Below are 20,880 nucleotides of genomic sequence, written 5' to 3' on the forward strand. Positions count from 1 at the left end.
TTTTGTAGTAGAATTCTGCAAGCCTTTTCAAAATGTGCTATACTGATGAAAAAGGAGGATTTCTATGAGTCAAGAATTTATCAATCCAAGTGATGGCGTGATTCGTCAGTATCTCGCAACGAGTAAAACCCTTGCTGTGGTGGGCTTGTCAGACCGTGAAGAAACAACTAGCAATCGAGTGACCAAGGAAATGCAGGCTCGAGGTTATAAAATCATCCCAGTCAATCCCAAGGCGGCAGGTGGCGAAATCTTGGGTGAAAAAGCTTATGCTAGCCTAGCAGAGATTCCTTTTCCTGTAGATATTGTTAATGTTTACCGGCGCAGTGAGTTTTTGCCAGATGTGGCGCGTGATTTTCTCAAGGCTGATGCTAAGATTTTTTGGGCACAGCTGGGGCTTGAAAGTCTAGAGGCAGAAGAAATCTTGCGTGCTGGTGGATGCGATGACATCGTGATGAATCGTTGCATCAAGAGAGAACATACTCGCTTGATTGAGGAAGCATAAGAAAAGGTAGCTGATGGGCTACCTTTTGTGTTAGAAAATGCCGATAAGGGTCTGCATACCAAGACTGGTGAGGATGATGGCAATCCAGCAGATAGCTCCGAGAACAATGGATTTTCCGCTGGATTTGACCATAGCTACCAGATTGGTTTTGAGTCCGATAGCACTCATGGCCATGATAATGAGAAATTTGGAGAGTTGTTTGAGAGGGGTAAAGAAACTACTGGATACACCGAGAGAGGTCAGTAGGGTGGTTAGGAGAGATGCAAGGATAAAGTAAAGGATAAACAGTGGAAAGACTTTTTTCAGTTGTAAGCCTTGCTTATTTTTTTGTTCACGACTTTGCCAGTAGGAGAGAAAGAGAGTGATGGGGATGATAGCTAGAGTACGTGTGAGTTTGACAATGGTTGCGGATTCGAGGGTATTGGTCTGGTAGAGACTATCCCAGGCGCTAGCTGTGGCGGTTACAGAGGAAGTATCATTGACTGCAGTTCCTGCAAAGAGGGCGAAGCCGTCATTGGATAGATGAAGCCAGGTGCCGAGGGTTGGAAAGATGAGCGCAGCCAAGACATTGAAGAAAAAGATAACGGAGATGGCTTGGGCGACTTCCTTTTCCTTGGCATGGATAACGGGCGCTGTCGCTGCAATAGCAGAGCCACCACAGATAGAAGAACCTACTCCAATCAAGGTAGCCAGTTTTGTGTCCAGTGCAAAGAAGCGCTGGAAGAGATAGGCAACAATCAAGGCTATTGAAATGGTGGAAAGGATGACAGGGAGTGAAGATTGCCCTACTGCGAAGACTTGAGAGATATTGAGACCAAAACCAAGCAAGATAACGGCATACTGGAGCAATTTCTTGGAACTAAAGGTCAATCCAGCATCCAGTTGTTTATAGGGTGAGAGAAAGGGATGGAGAAGCATGCCTATGAAAATGGCAAAAACGGGCGCGCCAATCACAGGGAAGAATCCTCCTAAGTACCAAGATACGATAGAAATGAGAAGGCAGGCCAAGATACCTGCTCCATTTTTTGATAGAAATGACATAAAAACCTCCAAATAAAATCTTTTACCATTATAGACATAAAAACAGGAAAAGTAAAGTAGAAAGTGGAGCCAACAATTATTTGACAAGTAGTGCTAATTATGTGATAATAATCTTACAAGAACTGTAACGAAGTCTTGGCAAAAACAAAAATACCAGAGCTCCACCTCTGGTATTTCTTTTTGTCCAGTTACATTAAAACTAAACTCAGGTTATATTTTTTTGTCGCGCTTATCTAGCCACTTTCTGACTATCCACTCAGAAATGACATTACCGGTAATAGTAATCAGTAATGGTGCTAGAATAACTGTAACGAAGATTAGCAAAAACTCACCTCCAAACTAAGTTCGTTAGTGGAGTTGCGACAAATCCATTTTAACATACTTCAATTTATCATGCTAGTGTTATTCTATCATGTATTTTTGCGGTCGGGGGGCTTTTGTAGTATAATAGAGATACGTTTTTACAGTAGGAGGTATCTATGGACTTAACTAAGCGCTTTAATAAACAGTTAGATAAGATTCAAGTTTCGTTGATTCGTCAGTTTGACCAGGCTATTTCGGAGATTCCTGGGGTCTTGCGTTTGACCTTGGGGGAACCTGATTTTACAACGCCAGATCATGTCAAGGAAGCGGCCAAGCGAGCGATTGACCAGAACCAATCCTACTATACAGGGATGAGTGGTCTGCTGACTCTACGTCAGGCAGCCAGTGACTTTGTTAAGGAAAAGTACCAACTGGACTATGCTCCTGAGAATGAAATTTTGGTTACAATTGGGGCGACAGAGGCTTTATCTGCTACTTTGACAGCTATTTTGGAAGAGGGAGACAAGGTGCTCTTGCCAGCTCCTGCTTATCCGGGTTATGAACCGATTGTCAATCTAGTTGGGGCAGAGATTGTCGAGATTGACACAACTGAAAATGGGTTTGTCTTGACTCCTGAGATGTTAGAGAAGGCCATTTTGGAGCAGGGTGACAAGCTCAAGGCGGTTATTCTCAACTATCCAGCTAATCCGACAGGAATTACCTATAGTCGGGAGCAGTTGGAAGCCTTGGCAGACGTTTTACGCAAGTATGAAATTTTCGTTGTCTGTGATGAGGTTTACTCAGAATTGACCTACACAGGGGAAGCCCATGTGTCTCTAGGGACTATGTTGAGAGACCAGACTATCATTATCAATGGTTTGTCTAAATCGCATGCCATGACAGGTTGGCGTTTGGGTCTGATTTTCGCTCCTGCGGTCTTCACAGCCCAGTTAATCAAGAGCCACCAGTACTTGGTCACTGCCGCAAATACCATGGCGCAACACGCTGCGGTGGAGGCCTTGACGGCTGGTAAAAACGATGCGGAACCGATGAAGAAGGAATATATCCAGCGTCGGGACTATATTATCGAGAAAATGACTGCTCTTGGTTTTGAGATTATCAAACCAGACGGTGCCTTCTATATCTTTGCTAAGATTCCAGCGGGCTACAATCAAGATTCCTTTGCCTTTCTCAAGGATTTTGCTCAGAAGAAGGCTGTTGCCTTTATCCCTGGAGCTGCCTTTGGGCGTTACGGGGAAGGTTATGTTCGCCTATCTTATGCAGCCAGCATGGAGACTATCAAAGAAGCCATGAAACGACTTGAGGAGTACATGAGAGAAGCATGATTCAGTCTATCACGAGTCAAGGCTTGGTGCTCTACAATCGCAACTTTCGTGAAGATGACAAGCTAGTCAAGATTTTTACAGAGCAGGCTGGCAAGCGCATGTTTTTCGTCAAACACGCTGGCCAGTCCAAACTGGCCCCTGTTATTCAGCCCTTGGTGCTGGCACGATTTCTCTTGCGAATCAATGATGATGGGCTTAGCTACATCGAGGACTATCATGAGGTGATGACCTTTCCCAAGATTAATAGCGATCTCTTTGTCATGTCTTATGCGATCTACGTAGCAGCTCTTGCAGATGCTAGTTTGCAGGATAATCAGCAGGATGCTCCCTTGTTTGCTTTTTTGCAAAAGACCTTGGAGTTGATGGAAGAGGGCTTGGATTATCAGGTTTTGACCAATATCTTTGAAATCCAAATCTTGACTCGATTTGGTATTAGCCTCAATTTTAATGAGTGTGTCTTTTGCCATCGGGTTGGTCAGGCTTTTGACTTTTCTTTCAAATATGGAGCCTGCCTCTGCCCAGAGCATTATCATGAGGATGAGAGACGTTGTCATCTCAATCCCAATATCCCTTATCTGCTCAATCAATTTCAAGCTATTGATTTTGAGACCTTGGAGACCATTTCGCTCAAGCCTGAAATCAAGCAAGAGCTACGCCAGTTTATGGATCAGCTCTACGAAGAGTACGTTGGGATTCACCTAAAATCAAAGAAATTTATTGATTCCCTAGCAGACTGGGGACAATTACTAAAAGAGGAAAAGAAATGAAAAAAATCGCAGTAGATGCCATGGGGGGCGATTACGCACCTCAAGCCATCGTTGAGGGTGTCAATCAAGCCCTAGCTGACTTTTCAGATATTGAGGTTCAACTCTACGGAGATGAAGCTAAAATCAAGCAATATCTGACAGCGACAGAGCGCGTCAGCATTATCCATACGGATGAAAAGATTGATTCAGACGATGAACCTACGAGAGCTATTCGGAAGAAGAAAAATGCCAGTATGGTATTGGCGGCCAAGGCTGTCAAAGAAGGAGAAGCAGACGCTGTTCTCTCGGCTGGGAATACAGGTGCCCTGTTGGCGGCAGGATTCTTCATCGTGGGTCGTATCAAGAACATCGATCGTCCTGGACTTATGTCGACTTTGCCGACTGTAGATGGGAAGGGGTTTGACATGCTGGACCTCGGTGCCAATGCAGAAAATACAGCCCAGCACCTCCATCAATATGCGGTTCTAGGTTCTTTCTATGCTAAAAATGTCCGTGGCATTGCGCAACCACGTGTTGGCTTACTTAACAATGGAACAGAGAGTAGCAAGGGTGACCCGCTTCGTAAGGAAACTTACGAATTACTAGCAGCTGATGAAAGTTTGGACTTTATCGGAAACGTGGAAGCACGTGATTTGATGAATGGCGTTGCGGATGTTGTCGTGGCAGATGGTTTCACGGGAAACGCTGTGCTCAAATCCATCGAAGGGACAGCCATGGGAATCATGGGATTGCTCAAGACAGCTATTACAGGTGGTGGTCTTCGAGCGAAACTAGGCGCACTCCTTCTCAAGGATAGCCTCAGAGGTTTGAAAAAACAGCTCAACTACTCAGATGTTGGTGGAGCGGTCTTGTTTGGTGTCAAGGCACCTGTTGTCAAGACTCATGGCTCAAGTGATGCCAAGGCTGTTTATAGTACAATCCGCCAGATTCGTACCATGCTAGAGACAGACGTAGTTGCCCAGACTGCGCGTGAATTTTCAGGAGAATAAAAGAGATGACAGAAAAAGAAATTTTTGACCGTATTGTGACCATTATCCAAGAGCGACAGGGAGAGGACTTTGTAGTGACCGAAGCTTTGAGTCTGAAAGATGACTTGGATGCTGACTCAGTTGACTTGATGGAGTTTATCTTGACACTGGAAGATGAATTTAGTATCGAAATCAGCGATGAGGAAATTGACCAACTCCAAAGTGTAGGAGATGTGGTTAAGATTATTCAAGCAAAATAGCAATAGGAGTTCCAAGGCATTTGCTTTGGAATTTTTTATTTGCTTTAAATGACCGTTTAGGAACAGATTTAGTCTTTCTAGGGACAGTAGAAATCTGAGGAGAAATAAGGGATATAATAGAGTCAGAAAAAATCAATCTCCAAAAAGGAGAAAAAAGAAAGGATTTTTGTCATGAAAAAATATATTACTTATGCAGCTTTATTACTTACTTCAGGAGCTTTGTTATCAACTACTTATGTAGTTAATGCAGAAACTACAACGTCTACCACTAAAGTGACTACATCACAAACAATTTCACAGTATACAAGCGAGAAAGAAGCAATTGATCAACTTGTTAAAGAAGGTAAAATTAAGGTGGAAGATGCAGAACAAGTTAAGTTGGTAGGATTTTCTCCTAGAGAATTAACTCAAGAAGAAAGTAATCAAGAAAAAATAGCATTTAATCAAAATAGAGATCCGAAAGGAACTTGGATGCAAACAGATGGTCGCTGGTGGTTTAAATATACTTCAGGTGGGTATGCTAAACATTGGGAATTGTTAGATAAGAAATGGTATTATTTTGATGATCAAGGTTGGATGAAATCAAATGAGTGGATTAACCCAGATGGTAATTGGTACTATCTTTCAAATGATGGTTCCATACTAACTGATTACAATAGAGTTAATGGGAAACCTTATTTCTTCAGACCTAACGGTGTTTGCGTAGAAAATCAGGGGCAGGCAATCGCTGAGTGTGCAGAAACCTTTGTAGGTAAAATCCCATATGTTTGGGGTGGGGCAGACTTGGATAAGGGTGTAGATTGCTCAGGATTTACGATGGCTATTCATGCTAAGTTCGATATTTATATTGGTAGAACAACTGGAGAACAAGCTGAAGGAGGGAAATTTATATATAGTGGCTCACAACTTCCTGGAGATTTAATATTGTACAATGGCGACCAAGGTTCAAATCAACATGTGGGTATTTATGTTGGTGGTGGAAATGTAGTTCATGCTCCACGTCCAGGTCAATATGTTTCTTATATGAATCAATATGGAATGGATCAAAATACAATTCGTAGATATTGGTAATATTGTCTAATCTTTCACAATATTATTGACTTTGATTATGAAAAGTATTAGAATATAGCTAAATAAAGAGGGGAAACCCTCCTATAGCTATTCAATAAAGGAGGAAATGGCTATGAAAAAATCTAAACTACTCACTCTTGGTCTGCTTGTAGGTGCTGGTCTGCTTTTGTCTATCAACCAAGCACAGGCTGCAGATACTTGGGTTAAAAATGGTGCTGACTGGAATCTTTCACAAGATGGCAGTCTAGCTAAGGATAAATGGGTACAAAATGCTGGCTCATGGTATCACTTCGACAGCACTGGTAAAATGCAGACAGGCTGGCTCAAAGACGGCAATACTTGGTATTCTCTAGCAGATAGTGGTGCTATGCGTACTGGCTGGTACAAGGAAGGCAATACCTGGTATTCACTAGCAGATAGTGGCGCCATGCGTACAGGTTGGTACAAAGAAGGGTCTACATGGTATTACCTCAAAGATAGTGGCGCTATGGCAACAGGATGGGCAACTGCAAATGGTCAATGGTCTTACTTTGAAAAATCAGGTGCTATGGTCGCAGATAGAGCTGTCCCAGCCAGTGATGGGGAAAGTTATGTTATTGGTAAGGATGGTTATATGTTGACCAAACTCCCTAGTCAGGTTGAACAATCTCAAGCGGATGATACAATTATCACAAATATTGTTACTTTGTCTGATGGGTATGATTATCATCTTATTTATAGAAAAAATGGGGTCGTTGTTGAAAAGAATGCCTGGTATATAAAACCTGAGTTTAAGAAGTTTTCTAATAAATATGGGGATGTGGTTTCAAATACAACCTTAGCTCTAGTGGATAATAAAGAAGAAGGACAAGATATTGATCCTAAGGCAGTTGTACAGAACTTCCAAAACTTACCAAATCGCTACTACTTTGATGAAAATGGACATCGTGTGGTTAATATACCAGCAATGACAACCTATTCAGAGATTAAAAAAGTTGGCAATGATGTCTATTTAGAAAATCCAGGTGCACGACTTCGTCTTGGAGCTACCCACTTTACAATCAATAACAATAAACTATACTATTTAGAAAATGAGCAAGGTAAGCTCAAAACAGGTTACTTTGTATTGATTGATGATGGAGCAACCACTACTCACCATCACATTCTAGCCTATGCGAACCAATCAGGTGAAATTCTTAAGATGAAACGCTTGCCATCAGGAGTTTCAGATTATCTTGATAAAGAAATTGATGGTTTATATGGTGAAAAAATTAAAATTGAATCTCCACACTCAAACGAATATTATAAAGTGGTTGTGGTTAAATAAAAATAACATCTTCACAACTAATTGTTAACACTCTAACCAATATACCATTTTCAGGAGGCTTTAGATTTCTTGTATTTTAAAAGGAAACTAAAGCCTTTTGTAGATGGAGCAGGGGATAGAGTTATCTATAAAATAATGAAAAGGAGTCTGTCATGGAAATGAAAAATACATTTGTAGAATTGGAACAATTTGAAGAGTTAACTCCAGAGGTTTTGGAAGAAGTGAATGGTGGAGGGATTTTTGAAGATACCGTAAAATGGTGCGATAAATTATTTAGTACGGGTAGACACTTTGCTTAAATTCACAGTATTCGTTAGAGATTAGATTTATTTATGCTTATTTTAGAATTCTTAGTTTCTGTGATATATCTATTGTTGGTAGTCGTTTCAACCATAGTGCCTACTATTTATTTGGGCGCTCAAATTTCCCCAGAATTTTATAAAAAACGTTATTGGGTTCTTATATTTTTAATTAGTTTATCTGCTCGTCAAACATTTGGAGAATTATTTCATATAGGAGTTCTTATCTACTTTTACTGTATTTTTTTACTAGTATTGCACAAGGGAAAAGGGGAATCTCTTTTTCTTTCTCTGTATCTTTTTCTCTTCTTTCAAAGTATTCGTTATTTATTTTTGACAATTTGGATTCGTGTATTATCTGGTGAGCATTGTTGTTTCGTAGATTCGTTTTCTACTTTATATATATCTATATTTGATTTATTATCAATCTTTCTATGTTGTAAAATTATGAAGCGTTGGTCTTTGGATTTGGATTTATTTTTTTCAGATGCTTTCAAAACCGACTATCATAAGAGTTTTTTCATTATCCTACCTCTGACTGTATTTAGAATATTCTCTTCGTTTATGACCAATATAAATAGTTCTTTTTACGTTCGTTTTGACACAACCATTTCTCTCCTGATTTTCATTCTCTTTTTCTCCTGGCTCTTTTATATCAGACACTTAGAGCAGGTTTATCGTGATGAGCAGACCATTCAGAGACAGGAAGAAGAAAATCGTTCCTTGCAAGGGATGGTGGATAAGTTGGGTCATCTCTATGATGAGGTTCGAGGTTTCCGTCATGATTTTGCAGGGATTGTCGCTAGCATGGAGCCTGCCATAGCGAATCAAGATATGGCTGAGGTGTCTACCATTTATCAAGATGTCTTTCTGAAGACCAATGAAAAGCTGAAAAAGGCAGATTACACGGCCTTTAATCTTCATAATATCCATGATATAGCCATTCGTAATACTTTGGCAAAAGCTATGATTGTGGCAGATAATCAGGGAATTCATTTTAGTTTGGAGACGGTGGGGGTTGTCGAAGAGCTGGCATTGCCGATGTTGGAGGCTATCCGTATCCTCTCTATCCTCACGACAAATGCCTTGGAGGCAGCCAGTGAGGCGGAAAATCCGCAGATTGGGGTTGCTTTGTTGGCAGGTGATAGGAGTGTTCGTTTTATCATTGAAAACACTCGTAAGAAAGAAGAACTGAATCCCAGCATTCTCAGTCAAAAGGGTTATTCGACCAAGGGTAACCACAGTGGACTGGGCTTAGCGACCTTGGAGGATATGGTTTTTCATTATGATTTAAACTTAGATACCCAGCTAGGAGAGACGACTTTTAGACAAGATTTAGAATTGCCGTTTAAGGATGAGAAACGAGGGGGAGAGGAATGAGAATTTTAGTTTTGGAAGACGATAGAGTCCAGCAAGGACGGATAGAGCAGACTTTACTAGATATTGGTCGCACTCGCAATTTGAGATTGGAAATTGATATTGCTAAAAACTATGGAGATGTTGAAAAGTATTCTCAGTATTTTGACCATTACCAGCTCTATTTATTGGATTTAGAGATTGATGGAGAGCGTGAACGGGGCTTTCAGGTTGCTCAACAGGTTCGGGAGCGGGATCCTTTTACAAGCATTGTCTTTGTGTCCACACACTCGGAGGCCTTGCCTCTAGCTTTTCGCTACCACTTGTCTGCCTTGGATTTTATTTCCAAGGATCAGCCAGAGGCGGACTACTGTCATCAGATGGAGCGCTGTCTGGACTATGTACTGGCAGTAGATAAGAGGGAAAATATGCGTCTCTTTACCTATAGTTTTGAAGGAAGACGGGGCTTCACTCTGCCCTACCATGAAATTTTAGCCTTTGAAACCTCAGTGGAATCCCATCGTATCAAGGTCTACTATGCCAATCATTCTATCAAAACCATTTATGGTAGTCTCAAGGATATCGCTGCTAAGGCTGAAAAAGATTACTTTGTCTATGCCAATCGCAATACGTTAGTCAGTTTACAGGCCATTGAAGAGATGACTGCGACAGAAGTGACTCTGTTAGAAGGCTTGCACTTCCCCGTATCGCGAACAGCCAGAAGAACCCTTAAAAAACATCTCAATGTCTAATATCTGTTAGATTTGAATGAGTTTATCAATAAGAATATCGGAAAATTTTCTGATATTCTTATTTTTTTGACTTTTTTTTCGAATAGATAAGTAAGAGGAAAAAGGAAGGAGTTTGGTTTATGTTTATATCAATGTTCTACCCATGGTTCACTGAGCTATTTTTTAAATAAAATTTAATTTAGTTGTACATTTTCGAAATTTTTTTCGAATAGATAAGTAAGAGGAAAAAGAAAGGAATAAAATAATGAAAGAACATTATTACGGATTTGTTGAGCTAACGTCGGAAGAATTGACCGATATTCAAGGTGGAGAAAATTGGGCGAAGACCCTTGCAGATTGGTACATTGGATTTCGTAGAGGTTTAGGTTTTTAGGAGGATAAGCGATGAATGAAATGAATGATAAGTATACTATTGAAGTATTAAAGGAGAGCGACTTAGCTTTGCTGGTGGGTGGTAGTGAGGCAAGTTACCAACATGGTTTAATGGTGGGGTTCATTTTACGTCGTGCATTATTTGGATTCTAAGATAATATTTAGAGAGTGAAGCTTACCTACAACAATGAACAGAATATATGAAAAAGGAAATACAAATAACTACCTTTTTCAATTGTTAAGAATCAAAAAAGGAGAATAAGATGGAACAAATTAAAAATATGGAAAATAATTTTCATGTAATGAGTCATGAGGAATTGGCCGATGTAGAAGGAGGCTTGCTATTTGGTCTGGTAGTAGTTGGAGGAGTCGCAATTGCAGGAACATTTTTATTGGGTGCGGTAGATGGTGCTTCAGGAGCACATGCTAAGCGTCGTGGACGTTAACAGGGAAGGATGAGCGCTAATGGAACGCATAATAGAAAGTTGGATTACTAGGGTAGAGAATTTTTACAGTTTGCAGTCAATTCCTGTAAAAGTATTCATTTTCATAGTTGGAGTAGTTGGGATTTATGCTTTAGGGACATTACTTTTAGGACCGGTTTATTGGGCGGGGCAGAAGTTTGGCGAAACAATTTACAATTATTTGTTTTAATAAAAAATTATAGATAAAGAGGAACAGACATAATGAATATGATAAAAATTGAAGAAAAATTTACAAGTCTTACAGAAAAAGATTTGGCAACAGTAGAGGGTGGTCGAGTGTCATGGAGAGGTAATATTAACATCGATGTCCACAAAGTGATTGATAGTACGGGAAGATTTTTCGGTGGTATCTATAATGCTGGTAGATCATTTGGGCGAAATGTTTACAATGCATTTTATTAATATAGTTTATTAAAATGAATATCATATATTATATTTTTGAATTCGTTTTCGAATAGATAAATAAGAGGAATACAGGGAATGATTATTTCAGTAATTCAAGATTTAGATGAAACAATTTAATAAACACTGCTATACCAAACTTATCAAGTTTGTAACAAGACAAATATTAAAAATAAAAAAGAGGTATTCGTTATAAATACAAAAACGATGTCACAATTTGAACTTATGGATACTGAGATGCTTGCTTGCCTTGAAGGTGGCGGATGCAATTGGGGAGATTTTGCCAAAGCAGGTGTTGGAGGAGGAGCAGCACGAGGTCTTCAGCTAGGAATTAAAACAGGAACATGGCAAGGTGCAGCAACTGGTGCTGCGGGAGGAGCTATACTTGGAGGTGTGGCCTATGCAGCGACATGTTGGTGGTAATTATGGATTTTAAAAGTTTTATTATTGGTTTAGTAGTTGGTATATTTGGTCCTTATATGGATGATTTAATTAGAAAAAAATTTTTAAAGTCTTCGGAGAAGAAAACAGAAAAATTTGTCAAAAAATAATCAAAACGATAAATGATGAATCTGATTCAAAATTATCTTGCACATGTAAAGAGTACCATCTCTCCTCTTATCAGGTAAATAGGAATCTTGCAGTAGCGAATCAAAAAAAGGAGTAACTATGAATCGTAATTTAGAACGGTGTTATCTATTCTGACTAGGAGTAGATCATACCAGAGGTGGCTTAGAAATAGCAGGGACATTAGAAATTGAAGTAACTTTAAATAGGATGTCGTAAAGGTTACTATCAATGATTTATTTGTCCCAAGCTTGCCTAGGGTGTCAGAAAAAAATCATTTTCCTTTCAATAGCATATTTTTAGTAGGTAGGACGTTTGTTCTGCCTATTTTTTATCCAAAAAGTGCAGTTGAGGTGTTTATTTATATCGTTTGGAGTTTATTTGGAGTTTTACATGTATTTTTGAAAAAAAATAGGTATAGAAATTAGGAAAGTTGAAGAAAAGGAATGAAGAAGGTCTTAGTTTGTGATTTTTTACATACTTTTAAGTCTTGATGAAGTAGCTTGAACTAATATATAATTGCTAGAAATTGAATACACTACTCCTTGAGGGCATTTTGCCCTCTTTTATATTTTACAATAAGTGTAAAAAGGATAGTTTTTATGCGTTACGGTTATGTTCGAGTATCTACAAAAGAACAAAATATTGATAGGCAATTTTCAGCCTTAGTAGAAAACAAATTATCAAAAGAGAATATTTTTATTGATTACGTTTCAGGAAAAGATTTTGACAGAATGGAATATCAAAAATTATTAACTACCTTGAAAGAAAATGATGAATTGGTTATTAAATCAATTGATAGGTTGGGAAGAAACTATGATGAAATTTTAGAACAATGGCAAGCAATTACTAAGAAAAAGAAAGTAAATATAACTGTTTTAGATTTCCCTTTATTAAATACAAAGAATAGCAATGATAATATCACAGGAAAACTAATCTCCGATATCGTTTTACAAGTCCTATCTTATGTGGCACAGTTTGAAAGAGAACAAATCAAACAAAGACAAATGGAAGGAATACGGGAAGCACAGAAAAAAGGGAAGAAATTCGGTAGACCAAAATTGGTTGTCCCGAATAATTTCCCTGATGTGATAGCTCAATATAAGAAAAAAGAAATAACCTTACGAGAAGGTGCAGACATCTTAGGAGTATCAAAAAGCACCTTTCATAATTGGATAAAAAATTCATAGTTCTTGTCAAAAAACCTAGGATTTTTTGGACAGAAAATACAGTCTATTTTAGAAGCGTTTTCGTTAGAAAAAAGGTTCTAAAATCCAGCATTTTGACCAATTATTATTACACTTTCATTTTATCAAGTTTGTCCAAAAAAGTCTAGATTTTAGGACAAACTGATTATTTTACAATAAATAAAAATAGGGGGACACGAAATGGACACCAAAGCTAAAAAGTTCACACTTGCAACGATTTCAGCTCTATCACTTCTTGGGGTAGGAATTGTTACATCACAATCAGTAGCTGCTAATGATAGGCTGGTTTCCACTCAAGCAATCAATGGTCAATCCTACAATATCTTAAACTCTGAGGTCACTAGTACTTCTTCTGGTACTACTCTAGTTGGGATTGAAGGGACTTTCTTAACGCCAGATAAACAGGCTATCTTAGATCGTATCAATGCTATTCGAAAAGAGGCAGCAGATGAAGGTCTAGTTACTAGCTATGTTCCGATCAAATGGTCAACTGAACTAGAAAAAACAGCCTTCGTTCGGGCAGCAGAAGCTTCTGTAACCAGGCATCATAAACGTTTATCTAATAAAGATATTTGGAGTGCCTGGTCTTCAGGAAATTTCTCCCTAGCAGAAAACTTGGCTTGGAACTATGACGGATTTATGACAGCTATTAATCAATGGTATGAGGAAAAAGCCGATTATGTTAAATCTCGTAGTGGGGCAAGTGTCTCTGGTCAAACTGGACACTACGAATCCTTAATCAATCCAGAATTAACTTATATGGGACTTGCAGCCTTTGAGAATCCTAAAAATAGTTGGATTACCATTGCACAAAGTTTCGGAACAGCATCTGGTGGCTCTGAAGAATTAGCTGGCGGTTATGGAAAAGCCATTCAATACACAGAAGTCGATTCTTCTCAAATTCAAACATTTGCGACCAAGGCGAATCTTTTTGACAAAGATTTGAAGGCTATCGGAACTCATACCAGTAAGAAAACAAAACAAGGTAAGTCTAACGGGACTAATAAACCAGGTTTCTTTTTTCAAATGCAAGATATTGGTAGGGGTATGGGTTTTTGGCGACAATCGGGCTCTCGTTGGTGGTTTATGCAACTTGATGGGTCTTACCCTTACAATCAGTGGGCAAAATTAGATAATATCTGGTATCACTTCGATAGTTCAGGTTGGATGCAAACTGGCTGGATAAAAGACAACGGCACGTGGTACTATCTCGACGGTTCAGGTGCTATGAAGACTGGTTGGTTCAAAGATAATGGTAGCTGGTATTATCTTGATAGCTCAGGGGCTATGAAAACAGGCTGGATGAAGGTATCTGGTAAATGGTACTATGCCTATAGCTCTGGTGCACTCGCAATCAATACAACTACACCTGACGGTTATCGTGTCAATTACAACGGTGAGTGGGTATAAAAACAATTTCAAATTGTAAGATTAAACATATGAAAAAATTATTTCTATTCAGTATCAGTATTTTAGCTATCTCCATTTTAACAGCTTGCCAACCTCAGAGTAAAAACACTTCCTCAGAAAGTTCTGAAACAACTACTTCTAGTAGCAGTTCGCCTACTTCCACATCAGAAGAGAAGAAAAATGATTACACCCTATATAATCCTGTCCTTAAAGAATATGCCAAAGTATTAGATGATTCATCAGCTTCACCTAAAGAGCTCAATTCAAAAGCAAACTTAAAAAATACTTATCCTAAAGAATACTCTGGACTACAATACAGCTTGTATGATTTAGACCAAAATGGTACGGACGAACTTTTGGTTGCCCTTAAAACGGATTCTAACTATTACGATTTATTAGATATTCGAACTCTTAAAAATGACGAAGTTATTCGACTGACCAATGCAGAAAACAATCTGGACTTTATTGGAGAGCGAGTACATTTTAATCCTTTAGAAAATGGCTATTTCCAATTATCTACCCGAGTATCTATTAATCAAATCCAACTTAAACTATACAAGTTCAATCAGGATGGAACACGATTAGACTTAGTTATCGAATCAGATACAGAAGAGGGACTGGGCACAAAACCACCTTCCCTTGACATAAGATCTTTCTCTTGGAAATCTGTCACAAGTCTCATAAGTGAAGAATCTTCCTTTCCGTCAGAAAGTAAAGGGATGGATATTTCTGCAATTCAAAATGGAGATTTTTCTAGTGTCTCAGGAACTTGGAGGAATCGTTCAGGTATTGAATTTACTTTCGACAAAAATGGTTTAGTAAGTGATAAGTCCAAAATTTCAATTGAACATGCTAAAGAAATTGACCACTATCTTAAGGCAAATTCTGTTTCTAAAGATGGAGGTGCTGGTGCAGCTATTGCCTTTTTACCAGCAGGAATCCCTATAACCATGTCTGTCACCTCTTCTTCAGATAATGGCTATACTGACTCGTCTGATATTACACAAGACCGCTTATGGTTTGGACACCAACTTATCAATGGTAGTACCGAGGGATTTTTTTACAAGGTAGAATAGTTTTAATAGACTTACAAATTTATCAATAAGAATGTCGGAAAATTTTCTGATATTCTTATTTTTTTGACTTCCTTTTCGAATAGATAAGTAAGAGGAAAAGGAAAGGAGCCTAGTTCATGTTTATATCAATGTTCTACCCATGGTTGACTGAGTTATTTTTTAAATAAATTTAATTTAGTTGTACATTTTCGAAAATTTTTTCGAATAGATAAGTAAGAGGAAAAAGAAAGGAGTCTGGTTTATGTATCTACCAATTTTCTATTCATGGTACATTAAATTATTTTTCAAATAAATTTTGATTTAGTTGTTTATTTTCGAATTCCTTTTCGAATAGATAAGTAAGAGGAAAAAGAAAGGAGTTTGCTTTATGTATCTGCCAATTTTCTATTCATGGTTCATTAAATTATTTTTTAAATAAAATTTAATTTAGTTGTACATTTTTGAAATTTTTTTCGAATAGATAAGTGAGAAGAAAAAGAAAGGAATAAAATAATGAAAGAACATTATTACGGATTTGTTGAGCTAACTTCGGAAGAATTGACCGATATTCAAGGTGGAGAAAGTTGGGTGAAGACCCTTGTAGATTGGTACATTGGATTTCGTAGAGGTTTTGGTTTTTAGGAGGATAAGAGATGAATGAAATGAATGATAAGTATACTATTGAAGTATTAAAGGAGAGCGACTTAGCTTTGCTGGTGGGTGGTAGCAAGGAAAGCTATCAACGGGGTCTAATTACAGGTCTATTGTTACGCGGTGTATTTATTGGAACCCCATTTTTTAGAAGATAAGATTTAGAAAAAATAGAACAAGAGGAGAAAAAAGATGACAAATTTTGACAAAATGGAACAGAACTTTGTAGCTCTTACAGAAGAAGAGTTGATGGATGTGGATGGGGGAGCATTGCCTCTTGTAATCGCCGGAGTGTCTATCTGGAAGATAGGTGCAGCAGTAGCAGGTGGAGCAGCAGCGCTTTTTGCTGGAGGAGCAGCTTTGGGGTATTATGCGAATAGACCATAATCTGATTGTAGTCAGAGAGGCATTTCTATGTTTTTAAAAAAAGAAGTGATATTATTAGGGGTATTGTTATCGCTACGTATTATTTTTACTATCGTTCAAATTTTAATTGACTATAAAATATTATCTGGACAGTATAGTATAAATTTTATGGATATTTCAGAAGTATTTACTTATCCAATACTCATTTTAATCATTTACATAGCAATAAAATATAATACAAAGGAGTAATGACGAATATGAACTTAGAACAATTTTATCAATTATCTGACGATGAATTAGTGGGAACAAAAGGTGGTTTTGGTCTTGCGGAAGCAGTTGGGATTGCAGGAGTACTGAATGCTGCTGTACAAATTTTTAATGCTGGTTACAAATTTGGTTCAGATTTTGCTCGTCGTGGGCGTTAGATAATGAACAGTCGCAACCTTAATCTCAATACATTGTTACCTAAACTAGCCACTATATTTCCTTTGTTGGGAATAATTCTTAATGTCGCGCTTCATGTGATTCGTACAGGTTCGTTAGTATCCTTTAATTGGCAAGGGACTTTAGTTGGGTTGCTTTTCTCAGCATATTTTGGTATTTTTCGCAAAGATTTGTCAAAAAATAATCAAAACTATAAATGAAGAACATGAATCAAAAGGATTTTGTGCATATGAATGGTAGCGTTTTTCCGCCATTCTTGTCAGGTAATTAGGAGTTTCTTATGAAAACATTTTTATTAGGCTTTGCTGAGGGTTATTTTACCGTATCGCTCATAATCTACATCGTAACGTATTTGATTTTGAAAAATCCAATCAATACCCTATTTTATCCAGAAATTTACCCCGTTTTATTTGGGCTCTTTTATCTAGGATATAAGGCCAATAAAAAGCAAGTAGAGTGAGCAGTTAAGAATGATTTGTTAGTCTGTGCTAAAATGACTAGGCTAGAATCTCAGAATGCATCACATTGGAGTTTAATATGAAATTTGTTAAATCAATACTGAAAGTTTGGCCTGAAATCATGGTATTACTTAGTTCAATGTCTTATATCATCATCAGATTAGTAGCTGACATAAATAAAGTATCTTTACCTACTTGGCTTGATAGTTTCAATATACCAACGATTGCATTATTTATGATGGTCTTCATTCTTTTATATAGAAGTAAAGAAAAAAAGAATAGATAAATTTGAAGCAGTAGACGCTCTATAGGGAATAGGTGTCTTATAGTAACGAATCAACAAAAGGAGTAACTATGAATCGTAATTTAGAACGGTATAATCTATTCTGACTATGAATAGATCATACCATAGGTGGCTTAGAAATAGCAGGGACATTAAAAATTGAAGTAACTTTAAATAGGATGTCGTAAAGGTTACTATCAATGATTTATTTGTCCCAAGCTTGCCTAGGGTGTCAGAAAAAAATCATTTTCCTTTCAATAGCATATTTTTAGTAGGTAGGACGTTTGTTCTGCCTATTTTTTGCCAAAAAAAGTGTAGTTGAGGTGTTTATTTGGAGTTTTATACTCTTCGAAAATCAAATTCAAACCACGTCAGCGTCGCCTTACCGTACTCAAGTACAGCTTGCGGCTAGCTTCCTAATTTGCTTTTTGATTTTCCTTGAGTATTACATGTATTTTTGATAAAATAGTTATAGAAATTAGGAGAGTTGAAGAAAAAAATGAATAAGATTTTAAAATATTTTTTAGTATTTGTTTTTCTATTTTTGATGAATATTTTCATCTTTAAGATACTAGCAACTCTGGGATTTCATCTGACAATGAGTGAAAAGAGTTATATTGTACCACCGCTGTTTTCGATTATCGTGTTGTATATGATTGACAAAAGAATTAGGAAGAAAAAGAAATAAATATATATTTTAGGCGTGACGTTTGTTCTGCCTATTTTTTTATCCTAAAAGTGCATTTGGGAGGGAGATAGGCGCATTTGGGAAGGAAGTCCAGTTTTTGTTTGAGGATTGGGGTAAGATAGTTGTTATCAGATGAGTTTATACTCTTCGAAAATCAAATTCAAACCACGTCAACGTCGCCTTGCCGTAGGTATGGTTACTGACTTCGTCAGTTCTATCCACAACCTCAAAACAGTGTTTTGAGCTGACTTCGTCAGTCCTATCTACAACCTCAAAACAGTGTTTTGAGCAGCTTGCGGCTAGTTTCCTAGTTTGCTCTTTGATTTTCATTGAGTATTAGGAAAAGGAGATGAATATGAAATTTGGGAAACGTCACTATCGTCCGCAGGTGGATCAGATGGACTGCGGTGTAGCTTCATTAGCCATGGTTTTTGGCTACTACGGTAGCTATTATTCTTTGGCTCACTTGCGAGAATTGGCCAAGACGACCATGGATGGGACTACGGCTTTGGGCTTGGTCAAGGTGGCAGAGGAGATTGGTTTTGAGACGCGAGCAATTAAGGCGGATATGACGCTTTTTGACTTGCCAGATTTGACTTTTCCTTTTGTTGCCCATGTGCTTAAGGAAGGGAAATTGCTCCACTACTATGTGGTGACTGGGCAGGATAAGGATAGCATTCATATTGCCGATCCAGATCCTGGGGTGAAATTGACCAAACTGCCACGTGAGCGTTTTGCGGAAGAATGGACAGGAGTGACTCTTTTTATGGCACCTAGTCCAGACTATAAGCCTCATAAGGATCAAAAGAATGGCCTGCTCTCTTTTATCCCTATATTAGTGAAGCAGCGTGGCTTGATTGCCAATATCGTTTTGGCAACACTCTTGGTAACCTTGATTAACATTGTGGGTTCTTATTATCTGCAGTCTATCATTGATACCTATGTGCCAGATCAGATGCGTTCGACGCTGGGGATTATTTCTATTGGGCTGGTCATCGTCTATATTCTTCAGCAGATTTTGTCTTACGCTCAGGAGTATCTCTTACTTGTTTTGGGGCAACGCTTGTCGATTGATGTGATTTTGTCCTATATCAAGCATGTTTTTCACCTGCCTATGTCCTTCTTTGCGACACGCAGGACAGGGGAAATCGTGTCTCGTTTCACAGATGCTAACAGTATCATCGATGCGCTGGCTTCGACCATTCTTTCGATTTTCCTAGATGTGTCAACGGTTGTCATTATTTCTCTTGTTTTATTTTCACAAAATACCAATCTCTTTTTCATGACCTTATTGGCACTTCCTATCTACACAGTGATTATCTTTGCCTTTATGAAGCCGTTTGAAAAGATGAATCGGGATACCATGGAAGCCAATGCGGTTCTGTCTTCTTCTATCATTGAGGACATCAACGGTATTGAGACTATTAAGTCCTTGACCAGTGAAAGTCAGCGTTACCAAAAAATTGACAAGGAATTTGTGGATTATCTGAAAAAATCCTTTACCTATAGTCGGGCAGAGAGTCAGCAAAAGGCTCTGAAAAAAGTTGCCCATCTCTTGCTCAATGTCGGCATTCTCTGGATGGGGGCTGTTTTGGTCATGGATGGCAAGATGAGTTTGGGGCAGTTGATTACCTATAATACCTTGCTTGTTTACTTTACCAATCCTTTGGAAAATATCATCAATCTGCAAACCAAACTTCAGACTGCGCAGGTCGCCAATAACCGTCTGAATGAGGTTTATCTGGTAGCTTCTGAGTTTGAGGAGAAGAAAACGGTTGAGGATTTGAGCTTGATGAAGGGAGATATGGACTTCAAGCAGGTTTACTACAAGTATGGTTATGGTCGAGACGTCTTGTCAGATATCAATTTGACTATTCCCCAAGGTTCTAAAGTAGCTTTTGTGGGGATTTCAGGGTCAGGTAAGACGACCTTGGCCAAGATGATGGTTAATTTTTACGACCCAAGTCAGGGAGAGATTAGTCTGGGTGGTGTCAATCTCAATCAGATTGATAAAAAGGCTCTGCGTCAGTATATCAACTATCTGCCTCAACAGCCCTATGTCTTTAACGGAACGATTTTGGAGAATCTTCTCCTTGGGGCCAAGGAAGGGACGACTCAAGAGGATATCTTACGGGCGGTCGAATTGGCAGAGATTCGGGAGGACATTGAGCGCATGCCTCTGAATTACCAGACAGAGTTGACTTCGGATGGGGCAGGAATCTCAGGTGGTCAACGTCAGAGAATTGCTCTGGCGCGTGCTCTCTTGACAGATGCGCCTGTCTTGATTTTGGATGAGGCGACCAGCAGTTTGGATATCTTGACTGAGAAGCGAATTGTCGATAATCTCATGGCTTTAGACAAGACCTTGATTTTCATTGCCCACCGCTTGACCATTGCTGAGCGGACAGAGAAGGTTGTTGTCTTGGATCAGGGCAAGATTGTCGAAGAAGGAAAGCATGCTGATTTGCTTGCACGGGGTGGCTTTTACGCCCATTTGGTGAATAGCTAGAAAGAGGAGAG

General features: G+C 38.5%; 30 protein-coding genes. 28 read left to right on the top strand and 2 right to left on the bottom strand.

What is annotated here, in order from left to right:
* Positions 1 to 64 precede the first annotated feature (64 nt).
* Complete coding sequence (locus OC529_RS09495) at positions 65 to 502, top strand: CoA-binding protein (RefSeq protein WP_000076477.1); 438 nt, start codon at positions 65 to 67, stop codon at positions 500 to 502.
* A gap of 30 nt (positions 503 to 532) precedes the next feature.
* On the opposite strand, the gene OC529_RS09500 is transcribed toward OC529_RS09495, so the two are convergent.
* Positions 533 to 1,543 (bottom strand): YeiH family protein, encoded by a 1,011-nt coding sequence (locus tag OC529_RS09500; RefSeq protein WP_262082013.1) that lies wholly within the window; start codon positions 1,541 to 1,543, stop codon positions 533 to 535.
* Positions 1,544 to 2,022: 479 nt separating this feature from the next.
* Here OC529_RS09500 and OC529_RS09505 point away from each other — a divergent pair, with 479 nt between their 5' ends.
* The 26 genes from OC529_RS09505 to OC529_RS09635 all read left to right on the top strand — a co-directional run bounded on the left by OC529_RS09505 (position 2,023) and on the right by OC529_RS09635 (position 18,360).
* The gene (locus OC529_RS09505) at positions 2,023 to 3,192 is read left to right on the top strand and encodes a pyridoxal phosphate-dependent aminotransferase (RefSeq protein ID WP_262082014.1); all 1,170 of its coding nucleotides are present in this window, start codon (positions 2,023 to 2,025) and stop codon (positions 3,190 to 3,192) included.
* Entirely contained in the window at positions 3,189 to 3,959 is a 771-nt protein-coding gene (gene recO / locus OC529_RS09510; protein WP_164226455.1) for a DNA repair protein RecO, read from the top strand. The genes OC529_RS09505 and recO overlap by 4 nt, the downstream gene beginning before the upstream one ends.
* Positions 3,956 to 4,948, top strand: a complete 993-nt coding sequence (gene plsX / locus OC529_RS09515) for a phosphate acyltransferase PlsX (RefSeq protein ID WP_164226454.1) — start codon at positions 3,956 to 3,958, stop codon at positions 4,946 to 4,948. The genes recO and plsX overlap by 4 nt, the downstream gene beginning before the upstream one ends.
* 5 nt (positions 4,949 to 4,953) lie before the next feature.
* Positions 4,954 to 5,187, top strand: coding sequence for an acyl carrier protein (locus OC529_RS09520; protein ID WP_262082015.1), 234 nt, complete (start codon positions 4,954 to 4,956; stop codon positions 5,185 to 5,187).
* Positions 5,188 to 5,358: 171 nt separating this feature from the next.
* A complete protein-coding gene (locus OC529_RS09525; protein ID WP_164226458.1) occupies positions 5,359 to 6,258 on the top strand; it encodes a C40 family peptidase in 900 nt (299 codons plus the stop codon).
* Positions 6,259 to 6,370: 112 nt separating this feature from the next.
* Entirely contained in the window at positions 6,371 to 7,564 is a 1,194-nt protein-coding gene (locus OC529_RS09530) for an N-acetylmuramoyl-L-alanine amidase family protein (RefSeq protein WP_262082016.1), read from the top strand.
* Positions 7,565 to 7,716: 152 nt separating this feature from the next.
* Positions 7,717 to 7,863, top strand: coding sequence for a smi_0057.1 family bacteriocin-like peptide (locus OC529_RS09535; protein ID WP_000425303.1), 147 nt, complete (start codon positions 7,717 to 7,719; stop codon positions 7,861 to 7,863).
* 564 nt (positions 7,864 to 8,427) lie between these two features.
* Positions 8,428 to 9,243: a GHKL domain-containing protein gene (locus tag OC529_RS09540; RefSeq protein WP_262082017.1), complete on the top strand. Its 816-nt coding sequence runs from the start codon at positions 8,428 to 8,430 to the stop codon at positions 9,241 to 9,243.
* A complete protein-coding gene (locus OC529_RS09545) occupies positions 9,240 to 9,971 on the top strand; it encodes a response regulator transcription factor (RefSeq protein ID WP_262082018.1) in 732 nt (243 codons plus the stop codon). The genes OC529_RS09540 and OC529_RS09545 overlap by 4 nt, the downstream gene beginning before the upstream one ends.
* Before the next feature lie 244 nt (positions 9,972 to 10,215).
* Positions 10,216 to 10,344 (top strand): smi_0059.1 family bacteriocin-like peptide, encoded by a 129-nt coding sequence (locus tag OC529_RS09550; protein WP_000658219.1) that lies wholly within the window; start codon positions 10,216 to 10,218, stop codon positions 10,342 to 10,344.
* A gap of 11 nt (positions 10,345 to 10,355) precedes the next feature.
* A complete protein-coding gene (locus OC529_RS09555) occupies positions 10,356 to 10,496 on the top strand; it encodes a hypothetical protein (RefSeq protein WP_001004581.1) in 141 nt (46 codons plus the stop codon).
* 110 nt (positions 10,497 to 10,606) lie between these two features.
* Positions 10,607 to 10,789, top strand: a complete 183-nt coding sequence (locus tag OC529_RS09560; protein WP_000435077.1) for a class IIb bacteriocin, lactobin A/cerein 7B family — start codon at positions 10,607 to 10,609, stop codon at positions 10,787 to 10,789.
* Between the two features lie 240 nt (positions 10,790 to 11,029).
* Complete coding sequence (locus tag OC529_RS09565; protein ID WP_001055966.1) at positions 11,030 to 11,230, top strand: SPPN_00645 family bacteriocin-like peptide; 201 nt, start codon at positions 11,030 to 11,032, stop codon at positions 11,228 to 11,230.
* Positions 11,231 to 11,422: 192 nt separating this feature from the next.
* Positions 11,423 to 11,653, top strand: coding sequence for a bacteriocin-like peptide BlpU (gene blpU, locus OC529_RS09570; protein ID WP_173219511.1), 231 nt, complete (start codon positions 11,423 to 11,425; stop codon positions 11,651 to 11,653).
* Positions 11,654 to 11,655: 2 nt separating this feature from the next.
* Complete coding sequence (locus OC529_RS09575) at positions 11,656 to 11,781, top strand: PncF family bacteriocin immunity protein (protein ID WP_007284823.1); 126 nt, start codon at positions 11,656 to 11,658, stop codon at positions 11,779 to 11,781.
* 618 nt (positions 11,782 to 12,399) lie between these two features.
* The gene (locus OC529_RS09580; RefSeq protein ID WP_262082019.1) at positions 12,400 to 12,987 is read left to right on the top strand and encodes a recombinase family protein; all 588 of its coding nucleotides are present in this window, start codon (positions 12,400 to 12,402) and stop codon (positions 12,985 to 12,987) included.
* Positions 12,988 to 13,185: 198 nt separating this feature from the next.
* Complete coding sequence (locus OC529_RS11800; RefSeq protein WP_173219500.1) at positions 13,186 to 14,415, top strand: CAP domain-containing protein; 1,230 nt, start codon at positions 13,186 to 13,188, stop codon at positions 14,413 to 14,415.
* Between the two features lie 29 nt (positions 14,416 to 14,444).
* Positions 14,445 to 15,491, top strand: a complete 1,047-nt coding sequence (locus OC529_RS09595; protein WP_050261356.1) for a DUF6287 domain-containing protein — start codon at positions 14,445 to 14,447, stop codon at positions 15,489 to 15,491.
* A gap of 492 nt (positions 15,492 to 15,983) precedes the next feature.
* The gene (locus OC529_RS09600; RefSeq protein WP_262082020.1) at positions 15,984 to 16,112 is read left to right on the top strand and encodes a smi_0059.1 family bacteriocin-like peptide; all 129 of its coding nucleotides are present in this window, start codon (positions 15,984 to 15,986) and stop codon (positions 16,110 to 16,112) included.
* Between the two features lie 11 nt (positions 16,113 to 16,123).
* A complete protein-coding gene (locus tag OC529_RS09605; RefSeq protein WP_171039272.1) occupies positions 16,124 to 16,279 on the top strand; it encodes a hypothetical protein in 156 nt (51 codons plus the stop codon).
* A gap of 34 nt (positions 16,280 to 16,313) precedes the next feature.
* The gene (locus OC529_RS09610; RefSeq protein WP_000180815.1) at positions 16,314 to 16,508 is read left to right on the top strand and encodes a class IIb bacteriocin, lactobin A/cerein 7B family; all 195 of its coding nucleotides are present in this window, start codon (positions 16,314 to 16,316) and stop codon (positions 16,506 to 16,508) included.
* Between the two features lie 236 nt (positions 16,509 to 16,744).
* Complete coding sequence (locus tag OC529_RS09615; RefSeq protein ID WP_001047582.1) at positions 16,745 to 16,912, top strand: class IIb bacteriocin, lactobin A/cerein 7B family; 168 nt, start codon at positions 16,745 to 16,747, stop codon at positions 16,910 to 16,912.
* A 3-nt stretch (positions 16,913 to 16,915) separates the two neighbouring features.
* Entirely contained in the window at positions 16,916 to 17,131 is a 216-nt protein-coding gene (locus OC529_RS09620; protein WP_240147170.1) for a bacteriocin immunity protein, read from the top strand.
* A gap of 80 nt (positions 17,132 to 17,211) precedes the next feature.
* On the top strand, positions 17,212 to 17,391 hold the full coding sequence (locus OC529_RS09625; protein WP_173283047.1) for a hypothetical protein: 180 nt from the start codon (positions 17,212 to 17,214) through the stop codon (positions 17,389 to 17,391).
* 77 nt (positions 17,392 to 17,468) lie between these two features.
* Positions 17,469 to 17,675 (top strand): bacteriocin immunity protein, encoded by a 207-nt coding sequence (locus OC529_RS09630; protein WP_173283045.1) that lies wholly within the window; start codon positions 17,469 to 17,471, stop codon positions 17,673 to 17,675.
* A gap of 496 nt (positions 17,676 to 18,171) precedes the next feature.
* Positions 18,172 to 18,360, top strand: coding sequence for a hypothetical protein (locus OC529_RS09635; protein WP_119942193.1), 189 nt, complete (start codon positions 18,172 to 18,174; stop codon positions 18,358 to 18,360).
* 138 nt (positions 18,361 to 18,498) lie between these two features.
* Here the strand turns inward: OC529_RS09635 and OC529_RS09640 are convergent, their stop codons facing one another.
* Complete coding sequence (locus tag OC529_RS09640; RefSeq protein WP_262082021.1) at positions 18,499 to 18,690, bottom strand: hypothetical protein; 192 nt, start codon at positions 18,688 to 18,690, stop codon at positions 18,499 to 18,501.
* A gap of 25 nt (positions 18,691 to 18,715) precedes the next feature.
* Between OC529_RS09640 and comA the strand changes: the two genes are divergently transcribed.
* Positions 18,716 to 20,869 (top strand): peptide cleavage/export ABC transporter ComA, encoded by a 2,154-nt coding sequence (comA, locus tag OC529_RS09645; RefSeq protein ID WP_262082022.1) that lies wholly within the window; start codon positions 18,716 to 18,718, stop codon positions 20,867 to 20,869.
* The last annotated feature ends 11 nt before the right edge of the window (positions 20,870 to 20,880 follow it).

Source organism: Streptococcus sp. Marseille-Q5855, from assembly GCF_946901985.1.
In the GTDB taxonomy this organism is placed as follows: Bacteria; Bacillota; Bacilli; order Lactobacillales; family Streptococcaceae; genus Streptococcus.